Source organism: Microbulbifer sp. JSM ZJ756, from assembly GCF_044383805.1.
GTDB lineage: Bacteria > Pseudomonadota > Gammaproteobacteria > Pseudomonadales > Cellvibrionaceae > Microbulbifer > Microbulbifer zhoushanensis.
In genome coordinates this window covers 300,388-310,838 of the sequence record NZ_JBISER010000004.1, presented here as the reverse complement: position 1 = coordinate 310,838, position 10,451 = coordinate 300,388, and the positions used below count along the sequence as shown (strand labels likewise).

Below are 10,451 nucleotides of genomic sequence, written 5' to 3'. Positions count from 1 at the left end.
GTGTTTGAATACATCGAGGTTTTCTACAATAGGATTCGTAGGCACTCTGCGATCGGGCATATAAGCCCAGCAGAGTATGAGCGCAAATGCGCCTAGTTAGAGTGTCTACTTTTTGTGGGTAAGACCAACCTCACGTGGAATCGATGACTGAGAAAAAACTTACCATTCCAGCCGATTATGGTTGTTTAGCAATTCTTGATCCAGAAAGCTATGTCGGCTTCGTATCTGAGGATTGGGCTATTGAAGGATTAAAAAAGCACTTCATTGATCAAAATAAATGTGGCTCTCTAATCTCTTGGGGCTGCAGCTACGGAAATTGGATTGTTAAATTGGTTTTTGGTTCATCTAATGAGGTAGGGGTTCGATCATTCTTCTCCGGCCTTAAAACAAATGGAAAATTACTTATCACAACATACGATAGCTTAACGATGGCAGCTCAGTTCGAAGATGTTTCTCTTCCGGAGGCACACGAAGTCGAGCGGGTTATTGAGGTGGCGCCAGGCAGCTATAGAGTTACAGTAATTCAGTGCTTTAAAACTGAGCAAGCTGAGTCTGACGACGTGTTTAATCAAACAATACCGCATTACATAGTTGCATTAGAGCCGGTAAATGAAGAAATTCCCCCTATTAAGGACGTGCCGTGGTTCGAAGGCTATTAAGGCATAGCAAGGTGCTGCTAGGGACAAACCTACGCTGCGCTTCGGCTGCTGGTTATTAGGTCGTTAGATTCTGTCCGCCTCGGAGGGACTGGATTTTGGATCTTAGTAGAAATAAAATACTGAATATGAAGACGGTAACAAAGTAAAAATTAAAATTCCTATATCTACCAGCGGGGTGTGGGGCGGAATCTGTGGGCTAATCTTCCTACTACCATGGCGCAATAGCTGGATTAACCGTGGTTTTTTGCTGTCGCTGATGTGCCGCCGGCATTTTGTTGCTGCTGCTTTTGCCGATGCGCGGCTTTGGTGTCGGTGTGCTGGTACTGGTGACACTGACGCCCCTGGTTATCATTCTGGTTTGTGCTGCAGGTGGTATTGCGGGCTCAGGCTGGCTGCGCGCACAGGGAAAATAATCTGGCTCAATTGACTGGCAACAGGATGCACTGTATGAAACGCACACTATCCATCGCAACATTATTGGCAACGTTCTCGCTGGGGGCAGGTGCTTCAGAGCAGGAGATCCGTCACCTCATTGGGTTTGGTGCCCTTACATTTGCCGACAATTGTGTGAAGTGTCACAAGATAGACGGCTATGGTGAGGAAGCGCTGTACCCATCCCTGCGAGATCCCGCGTTGCTGGCAAACAAGCCACTGCTCATTGACACGCTGTTGCACGGCCGCTCGGCACCCCGCCGCAATGGCGGTGAAGAGGATCTGATGCCGGCGCTGGAGTTTCTGACGGACCGCGAAATCTCGGCGATCATCGCGTTTATCACCAATACCTGGGGTGATGAGGTGTTGCTGGTGAGTGAAGGGGAAATCAAGGCGGCGCGCTGAATCGGCTCTACTGAACCGGGCGGAACGAGAGAGCGCTCTGCATAAACGAAAAAAGGTCGGCCCGGGGCCGACCTTTTTTCGTTTATGCAGCGGGTTACGCGGGCTTTCTTGCCAGCGGCTGGCACATACAGTGCACGCCGCCACCGCCGGCGGTGATCATAGAAATGGACAGTGGAATTGCTTCTAAAAGGAAGGTGACCGTCAAAAATTTTTCATGTTACCGTGAAGCGTTGCTTCCACTCGCAAGCGCGATTGGTTGCGGACGTAAGCCTTACCTCACGGGAACGCGTTTTGCCGCATCTACTATCCCTTCCAGTAGTAACTTCACCTCCACACAGTTTGACGGGCCTCGCTTTCGCAGTGGGGATTTACTAGGTGCCAGGGGCGAGCTCATAATGTTCGCTGCGGCAAAATATAACAAGACGCCGAACGATACGCAGCGCAAGCGCTACGATCGTTGCCTATGTCGTTAGGGCGCCAAGTGATAAAAAGTACGAAAGTACTCGCGCCAAATACGAGATTTCAGCGTCAAAATTTTAACCTACTTGAAGATTTAGTTTTGCTCGTCTTGTTGCTGCAGTCTGCATTGTGGTTGTATGAAGAATATTCGAAACGTGTGTGTCTATTATCTGCAGTAATCTCAGCAGACGCTGTGAGTACATATAGCATGGAAAATTAAACCGATAAAATGAAAGTTATCGTGACAATAAAGTTAATTGTATTTTCAGTGCTCACTATATTTTCTAGTTCTTTGTATGCAGACAGTCTTTTTACACGTGAGCCAAAGGAGAACTGTAGCGCTAGTTGTTATTATTTTGATCAAGTCGGTAATGTTCTCTTACTTGTTTTAAAGGATGATGCTGGAGAGGTGGTGCAAACTAAAGTTATATCAAATGAACTTCCCCCGGGGATTAGTCTTGATAATCCGAGCAATGTTTACCACTCTGGTCAATCTAAAGAGTGGAGGCCTGGCGATACATCTGGAGCCGTCCAGCCCCAGAGTACTTCTTCAGTCCATATCGAATTTGATTCAAGCGTTCTTCCATATAGTGGGGGAGCTCTAGGAGCTGTAGTAATCCGCCTTACTCATGGTTATGGAGGTAATGCATTTTTCTTTGAAGTATTTTCTTGTACTAGGAGTGAGCCAGAAAAGCTGGGGACAAGTGAGCGTGATTGGGATATAAGCACCCACCACTATCATGGGGTTTTTGGCACAAAAGTACATGCTGCAGTGGTTGCTCAGCTGAAGGTTAATGGAGTTTTGCTAGAGCCTTGCGCCTATTCTAATAACATTGAGATACCTGACCCAACTCCAAATCCGGAGATTTAGTTCGCAGTACCGCCTAACAAGCGACTGTGGTGCCAAACAGCCATTTTGAAACTACCTACCTGCGGCTTCTAGTGAGCCGGCCGAGGTGATTTCGTGACCCTAGATCCCGCTAACTGGTCCCTGACCACCAGTATTATATTGCTCTGTACAGCAGCTACAGTTATCGGCGTGTGTGGCGTGAAGTTGACGCGCCGCGCCGAAATCCTCGCCCAGTGTACAGGAATGGGCCAGGCCATCATGGGCACCCTGTTTCTCGGGATGATCACTTCCGTCGCTGGAGTCATCACCTCGATAAATGCGGCCTGGCAGGGGGCGGGGGAGCTGGCTGTCAGTAACGCCATCGGTGGCATCGCCGCGCAGACTACCTTTCTTGTATTCGCCGACATAGTCTACCGGCGCGCCAACCTGGAACACGCCGCGGCCTCCGAACAAAACCTGTTTCAGACCGTGCTGGTCATGCTTATGCTGGGCCTGGCGATACTCGCCAGCGCCGGTCCCGGTTATACCATCGGTCATGTCGACCTGTTTTCTCCACTGCTATTAGCAGCCTATATTGGCGGCGTTCGCCTGTTGTCTGCCGCCGGAGACTACCCCATGTGGCAACCACGCCAGACCGCCCTGACCCAGCGCGAACCAACTGAGCGTGAGTCAGCACCTGTTGATCTCAGGCAGCTCTGGTTGACCTTCGCAGCGCTGGCCATGGTGGTGGCCGCGGCCGGCTGGGTCACCAGCCACGCCGGCATTGTCATCGCGCGGGAGTCAGGGCTGTCGCAGACAATTGTCGGCAGTCTGTTTACCGCCGTCGCCACCTCCCTTCCGGAGCTGGTTATTGCCCTCACTGCAGCCAGGCGCGGCGCTGTCACATTGGCTGTCGGCAATATTATTGGTGGGAACTCCTTCGACGTACTTTTTCTGGTCGGCTCCGATATGGCCTTCCGCCAGGGCTCTATCTACACCACCATCAACCAGCAGCAGACCTTCTGGCTGGCCATGAACATTGTCCTCAGTGCGATTATTATGATGGGGCTGCTGCGCCGCCAGGCCCACGGATCAGGAAATATCGGTTTTGAAGGGATTGCGGTACTGGCATGCTATTTCAGCGGGGTGGCATTGTTGTTCTGGGGTGGGTGAGCGCGCGTGCGGCCTGGCAGTGTTTTCCCCTCATTCCGGATATGGTGAGCCCTGTTTCCGAGTCGGGTGAGGCCGGGTAAGGGGAATTGAGTTGGCCAAGCAGTATAGTTTGAGAAAGCAGACTTGCCATTGATGCGCGATGCCATAGGCATGGTCGGTGCTTCCTGTGCAACTCTTGCCTGTCGACGACAAAGTTACGATTTCTCATTGGCGGATGGGGTTGCTGGTTATCAGCAATGACCTCTCGATTGACCTTTATCTCAGCAGGTTCTGTTCTCGGCTCGAGCCTGAAAAGGTGTGTTGCCATGATGCTCGACCGCATCGGGACTTCACTGTGCTGTAATGTCTTGTATCGGGGTGTTACGCCTTGACCAAATAAAGGAAATTCCTGGGGTTAGAGGATGAAACCACTTCTCGCTGCTGACGCGGAATCAAGCGAAGAGGCGTTAAGGGTGATCGCCCATATGCCGACCAAAAGCCTGCCGGTGCTAATGGGCAGTGACTTTGCCCGTGGACTGACAGATGCGGATTTTATGCGTATTGCTGTGTTCCTGGCCCATAAAAGCTACGGTGAGGGCGGTTGCCCCATTGGGGCGGTGATCATTGATAATTCGACCAGGCAGATCGTAGGGAAGGGGCACAATACCCTGGTTCAGGAAAATCACCCCTATAACCACGGCGAGACTGCCGCTATCAGGGATGCGGGGCGGATCGACTTCGGCCGGACAACCCTGTTTACCAGCCTGAGCCCCTGTGACGTCTGTGCGACCCTGATCTACATGCGGGGCTTCAGCCGCGTGGTAGTAGGGGATGTAACCAACGCGGCCGGCAATGAAGCGCTGCTGCGGGCAAAGGGTATCCCGGTCGATATTCTCGAGGACAGCCAGGGAGCAGGGCTTTATCGTAGATTTCGCTCCGAGAAACCTGACCTGGACCTTGAAGATTGGCGAGGGCTGGGGGCACTGCAGAAGGGACGCAATAGGCCACTGTGATAGTGGCCCTGGAAGCTCCCCGGCGATGACTGGCCGTTCAGGCAGTTTTCAGGCTTATCGACTACCCATCCAGCCAGTCCATGCGGATTTCCCTCCCCCCATTGCGAAGATTATAAGCAAGCTTATAATTGGCGCCCTTATCGGAGGGGGCATGACCGTAAACAACAATTCCGTCCAGCAAATTCCCGCTGTGGATTCCGCAACCCAGGATATAGCCGCGCAGATGAGCTTCGAGCTCCACAGCGCCGCACGCCTGCTGCGCCGCAATTTCGACCGCCGCGCCCGCGCCCATGACCTGAGCCGCTCCCGCTGGCAGGTGCTGTGGTACCTGTCGCGGGAGCAGGGTCTGAAACAGGCGGAGCTGGCAGAGCTGATGGATATTGCGCCCATCAGCCTGGGGCGGCAGCTGGACAACCTGCAGGGGGAGGGGCTGGTGGAGCGCCGCCAGGACCCTGACGACCGCCGCTGTTTCCGCATTTTCCTGACCCGGGCGGCGGAGCCGGCACTGCAGGTGCTGCGGGGGCTGGCCCAGCAGGCCCGTGCCCAGGCCCTGGACGGGTTCTCCACCGAGGAAGTGATACAGCTGCAGGGCCTGCTCAGCCGTCTGCGGGACAACCTGACGCGCGAGGAGAAGTGAGGTGGTAAAGAAACTGGAGCAAGTGGCCGGCAGGCTGGCCGAGCGCGCGCCGCGCCGCTTCGGGGTGCGCCAGGCGGGATTTGCCGCGGGCATCCTGGTGGCGCTGCTGGTGGCCGGCTGGTGCCTGTTCGGCGGCGGCAGCACCGTCGAGACCGAGAACGCCTATATCAAGGCCGACAAGATCGCGCTGGCGCCCGAGGTCAGCGGTGTTATCTCTATCGTCGCGGTGCGTCCCAACCAGCCGGTGAAGCGCGGCGAGTTGCTGCTGAAGCTGGACGACACCCCCTTCCGCCTGGCGGTGGAAGAGGCCGAGGCGCACCTGGCCCAGGTGCGCAACCAGCTGCTGGCCCGCCGTGCCGAGTACGCGGAGGCCGAGGCAGCGGTGGAGCAGGCGCGCAAGGATGCCGACTTCCTCCGGCGCCAGCTGGAGCGCAATGAGAAGCTGGGTAGCAAGGCGCTGTCCGAGGCGGAGCTGGACGAGTCGCGCCAGAAACTGGAACACGCCCGCGCCCAGATCTCCATCAATACCGAGAAGCTTTCCAGCCTGCGTGCGGAGCTGGGCGGCAACCCGATGATCCCGCTTGAGGAGCAGGCGGATCTCAAGGTGGCCCAGGCCAAGCTGGACAAGGCCCGCTACCAGCTGTCCCGCACCGAAATTACCGCGCCGGCCGATGGCCTGATCGCCAACGATGTGCCCCAGGTTGGGGAGATGGCCCCCGCCGGGGTGAGCCTGGTCAGTATGCTGGGGGGCGAGGGCATGTGGGTCGAGGCCAACCTGAAAGAGACCCAGCTGGCGCGCGTGCGTGCCGGGCAGCAGGCGGAAGTCACCCTGGATGCCTACCCGGGCTTTACCTGGCAGGCGCAGGTGGACAGCCTGAGCCCGGCCAGCGGCAGCGAGTTCGCGCTGATCCCGCCGCAGAATGCCAGCGGCAACTGGGTCAAGGTGGTGCAGCGGGTGCCAGTGCGCCTGCGCCTCTACCCGGCCAAGGACTCCCCGACCCTGCGCGCCGGTATGAGCGCCGAGGTCACCATCGACACCAGCGAGGACGACAAGCTGGTTTCCGCCCGCGTTTCCGGGGGTGACGGCAGCCGCGTTGTCCTGTCGGAATGACGGAAACCCGCCGCAGACTGATCACCGTGAGCATCATGCTGGCAACGGTGATCCAGGTACTGGATACCACCATTGCCAATGTGGCCCTGCCGCATATGCAGGGCAGCCTGGGCGCGGGCAGCGACCAGATCAGCTGGGTGCTCACTTCCTATATCGTGGCGGCGGCGATCATGACGTTGCCGGTAGGCTACCTGTCCCAGCGCTATGGCCGGCGCAAGCTGTTCCTGTGGTCGATAACCGGGTTTACCCTGGCGTCGATGCTGTGCGGCCAGGCGGGCAGCCTCAATGAGATGATCCTGTGGCGCCTGGTGCAGGGCGTTTTCGGCGCCGCCCTGGTGCCGCTGTCCCAGGCCACGCTGCTGGATACCTACCCGCCCGAGCGGCACGCCTCCGCCATGAGCCTGTGGGGCGTGGGGGTAATGCTGGGACCCATCCTGGGGCCCACCCTGGGCGGCTGGCTCACCGAGTACTACTCCTGGCGCTGGGTCTTCTACATCAACCTGCCCCTGGGCATCCTGTCCCTGGTGGGGGTCTATCTATATTTGCCCAGGGGCAAAACCGAAAAACCGCGCTTCGACGCCCTGGGTTTCGGCCTGCTGGCGCTGGCCGTGGGGGCGCTGCAGATGCTGCTGGATCGCGGTGAGCAGGTGCACTGGTTCGAGTCCCTGGAAATCCAGCTGTACGCCATCGCCGCGGCGCTGGGGCTGTACCTGTTTGTGGTGCACTCCATGACCAGCCGCAGCCCCTTCCTGTCGCCGGGCCTGTTCCGCGACCGCAACTATGTCTCCGGGCTCGCCTTCATTTTTGTGGTGGGCATCATCCTGCTGGCCACCATGGCGCTGCTGCCGTCTTACCTGCAACAGTGGAAAGGCTACCCGGTGGTGGCCACCGGCATGATCCTGATGCCCCGCGGGGTGGGGGTCATGCTGGCGATGCTGGTGGTGGGGCGACTGCTGAAGTATATCGACGGGCGGCTGCTGATCCTGGTGGGCATGGTGCTGGTGAGCCTGTCCCTGTGGCAGATGGCCGGGTTCAACCTGCAGGTGGGCCAGCGCGCCCTGGTGACCACCGGCGTGCTGCAGGGGTTCGGCCTGGGGATGGTGTTTGTGCCCATCTCCACGCTCGCCTACGCCACCCTGCCGGGCCATCTGCGCGGCGAGGCCACGGCGCTGTTCAGCCTGTCGCGCAACCTGGGCAGCAGTGTCGGCGTGTCGATCGTGATGGCGGTGCTGACTCGCAACCTGTGGATCAACCAGCAGCAGCTGGCGGAACGGGTGCAGGTGCCGGGGGGCATGCTGTCCGGCACGCCGTCTGCGGAGCAGCTGATGGCGGTGCCGCAGGCACTGGTGAACGAGATTTCCCGGCAGGCGGCGGAAATTGCCTACGTGAATGATTTCCAGATGCTGATGTGGATCAACCTGGCGGCCATGCCGCTGGTATTGCTGCTGACCAACCCGGGACGGGAGCCGCAGGCGGCCTGATAGGGTTGGGGTTTGTGACGAACTGCGGGGGATCCTGAACCGGGGCGAACACGAGGTTCGCCCCTACGAATCACCAGCACTGAGTCGGCGAAGCTTGTGTTCGCCTGGTTGTGCGTTTGCCGCCCGGCGCTCCGCCGGACGGTCGCAGCCAGCGGCCGCTCCTACGCCACCATTGCCACTGTTATCGCGCCGGGACAACCAGGTAGGATTGGGCCGCGTAGGGGCGAACCTTATGTTCGCCCGGTAATGCGGCCGCGTGGAAGGGGTTATTCGACCCGCTGCCAGCTCTGGGTGCGGTAGAAGAAGCCCAGGTAGCCGCGCACCTTGAGGGTGTTGCCCTCGCGCCACATCTTGCAGTCGTAGACCTTGCCCTTGGTGGGGTCGAGGATCTGCCCGCCCTCGTAAATATCGCCTTTCTTGACCATGCCGGTGATCACGTTCATACCGACAATCGGCTTGCCCTGGCGCTCACCCGGGCACTTGTCGCACAGGGTGTCGTCGGGCTTCATCAGCAGGTCCACCACGCGACCGTAATAGCGGCCATTACTCTCGTAGATTTCCACGATGGACTTGGGCTGCCCGGTCTCGTCGTCGATGGTGCGCCACTTGCCCGTTACTTCGGCGGCGGTGGCGCTGAACGCGAAGAGCAGGCCGGCGGCGAAGGTCAGCAGACTTCTCATCATCTTTCTATACCCGTGATTGTTGCTTCAGGTGACCACCATCTTACAACAGGTCACCACAGGAGCAGGAATCTGTTTTCAGTTTAGCTGCCAGCGGAGCATCCTGTTTGCCCGGGTTCAGGAAGAACAGCTGATGGGCATGTGTTTGCCCGAGTCCGGCGGGGCGGCGGCCCAGGTCTCGTGGTCCGGGTGTTCGTCGAACGGCGCCTGCAGCAGCCCGAACAGGGTCTCCAGGGGCCGGAAATCATTGTTGCCGGCGGCATCGATCACTTTCTGTGCCAGGTAATTGCGCAGGATGTACTTGGGGTTGGCCGCCAGCATGGCGCGGTTACGGCTGCGGCTGTCGCGCTGTTCGTGGGCCAGCCGCTGGTCGTAGTGGTTGAGCCAGTGATCCAGGGCCTCGTGCTGCGCCACCGGGATCAGCTCCTGCAGTGCTGCGGGCGGGCGTTCACCCCGGTAGTGGGCCAGTGCGCGAAAGAACAGGGTGTAATCGGCACCGGCCTGCTCCAGCAGTTGCAGCAGTTGTGCGCACAGTTGCTGGTCGGCATCATCGGCGCTCTCCAGCCCCAGTTTGCTGCGCATGCGCGCCGCGTATTCCTCGATCAGCAGCGGCTGGAATTCCTCCAGGCAGTCCTTCAGCGTATCGGCGCTGACAAAGTCCGAAAAGGCGTGGGCCAGGGCGTTCAGGTTCCACAGCACGACACCGGGCTGCTGCTCGAAGGCGTAGCGGCCGGTGTGGTCCGAGTGGTTGCAGATAAAACCGGGTTCGTAATCGTCGAGGAAACCGTAGGGACCGAAGTCGAAGGTGTCACCGATAATCGACATATTGTCGGTGTTCAGTACCCCATGGGCGAAACCCACTGCCTGCCAGCCGGCGGCCACCTCGGCGCTGCGGCGGGTGGCGAAGCGCAGCAGGGCCTCGGCCTGCTCTGCGGCGGGCAAATCGACTGCTTCGGGCAGGAAGCGCGCACAGGTGAATTCCACCAGCCGGTGGAGCGCCTCCAGTTGCCTGGTGTAGAACAGGTACTCGAAGTGGCCGAAGCGGACATGGGACTCCGCTACGCGGATGAGCATGGCGCCGGTCTCGATCTGCTCGCGGGCCACCGGTTCGTCGCTGCCGACAATGCACAGGGCGCGGGTGGTGGGGATGCCCAGCCCGTGCAGGGCCTCTCCAGCCAGGTATTCGCGAATGGTGGAGCGCAACACCGCGCGGCCGTCACCGAAGCGCGAATAGGGTGTCTTGCCGGCGCCTTTCAGGTGCAGTTCCCAGAGCCGGCCATCGTGTTCCACCTCGCCGAGCAGCAGGGCGCGGCCATCCCCCAGGTCCGGGTTGTAAACGCCGAACTGGTGGCCGGTATATTTCATCGCGAATGGCCGGCTGCCGTGGAACAGCCGCTTGCCACAGCCGAGCTCCGCCCACGCGGGATTACCGGCCTCGGCCGGGTCGATGCCCAGCCGCGCCATCACCGCCGGGTTGGCGTGGATAAGGTGCGGGCGCTCGAATGGGGCGGGATCGACCCGGCTGCCGAAGGCGTCGCCGAGATCCGCAAAGTGATGGCTGAGGGTGACCTGGTCCAGTTTTTTCATAGTGCC

At 58.9% G+C, this 10,451-nt stretch carries 11 protein-coding genes; 9 read left to right on the top strand and 2 right to left on the bottom strand.

The genetic code is table 11. From position 1 onward, the window contains the following. The 9 genes from ACH6CX_RS09475 to ACH6CX_RS09435 all read left to right on the top strand — a co-directional run. Window positions 1-96 (top strand): IS3 family transposase (locus ACH6CX_RS09475; RefSeq protein WP_396675353.1); only part of this gene is annotated, 96 nt, incomplete at its 5' end. 47 nt (window positions 97-143) lie between these two features. Next, a complete protein-coding gene (locus ACH6CX_RS09470) occupies window positions 144-659 on the top strand; it encodes a hypothetical protein (protein ID WP_233006416.1) in 516 nt (171 codons plus the stop codon). Window positions 660-1,106: 447 nt separating this feature from the next. Then, window positions 1,107-1,496: a cytochrome c gene (locus tag ACH6CX_RS09465; protein ID WP_334078610.1), complete on the top strand. Its 390-nt coding sequence runs from the start codon at window positions 1,107-1,109 to the stop codon at window positions 1,494-1,496. A gap of 688 nt (window positions 1,497-2,184) precedes the next feature. Beyond that, the gene (locus tag ACH6CX_RS09460) at window positions 2,185-2,826 is read left to right on the top strand and encodes a hypothetical protein (protein WP_396675348.1); all 642 of its coding nucleotides are present in this window, start codon (window positions 2,185-2,187) and stop codon (window positions 2,824-2,826) included. A gap of 93 nt (window positions 2,827-2,919) precedes the next feature. After that, window positions 2,920-3,957 (top strand): hypothetical protein, encoded by a 1,038-nt coding sequence (locus tag ACH6CX_RS09455; RefSeq protein ID WP_237062813.1) that lies wholly within the window; start codon window positions 2,920-2,922, stop codon window positions 3,955-3,957. Window positions 3,958-4,358: 401 nt separating this feature from the next. After that, on the top strand, window positions 4,359-4,949 hold the full coding sequence (locus tag ACH6CX_RS09450; RefSeq protein ID WP_233006411.1) for a nucleoside deaminase: 591 nt from the start codon (window positions 4,359-4,361) through the stop codon (window positions 4,947-4,949). A gap of 151 nt (window positions 4,950-5,100) precedes the next feature. Beyond that, window positions 5,101-5,586 carry a MarR family winged helix-turn-helix transcriptional regulator gene (locus tag ACH6CX_RS09445; RefSeq protein ID WP_233006410.1) on the top strand — a complete coding sequence of 162 codons (486 nt, stop codon included), beginning with the start codon at window positions 5,101-5,103 and terminating at the stop codon, window positions 5,584-5,586. A 1-nt stretch (window position 5,587) separates the two neighbouring features. Next, entirely contained in the window at window positions 5,588-6,697 is a 1,110-nt protein-coding gene (locus ACH6CX_RS09440; RefSeq protein WP_233006409.1) for an HlyD family secretion protein, read from the top strand. Beyond that, the gene (locus tag ACH6CX_RS09435; protein ID WP_396675347.1) at window positions 6,694-8,178 is read left to right on the top strand and encodes a DHA2 family efflux MFS transporter permease subunit; all 1,485 of its coding nucleotides are present in this window, start codon (window positions 6,694-6,696) and stop codon (window positions 8,176-8,178) included. Before ACH6CX_RS09440 ends, ACH6CX_RS09435 begins: the two co-directional genes overlap by 4 nt. A 266-nt stretch (window positions 8,179-8,444) precedes the next feature. Here the strand turns inward: ACH6CX_RS09435 and ACH6CX_RS09430 are convergent, their stop codons facing one another. Together ACH6CX_RS09430 and ACH6CX_RS09425 are read right to left on the bottom strand one after the other, a co-directional pair. Next, window positions 8,445-8,861, bottom strand: a complete 417-nt coding sequence (locus ACH6CX_RS09430) for a DUF2147 domain-containing protein (RefSeq protein WP_233006407.1) — start codon at window positions 8,859-8,861, stop codon at window positions 8,445-8,447. A gap of 114 nt (window positions 8,862-8,975) precedes the next feature. Continuing rightward, window positions 8,976-10,445 carry a YdiU family protein gene (locus ACH6CX_RS09425; RefSeq protein WP_233006406.1) on the bottom strand — a complete coding sequence of 490 codons (1,470 nt, stop codon included), beginning with the start codon at window positions 10,443-10,445 and terminating at the stop codon, window positions 8,976-8,978. Window positions 10,446-10,451 lie beyond the last annotated feature (6 nt).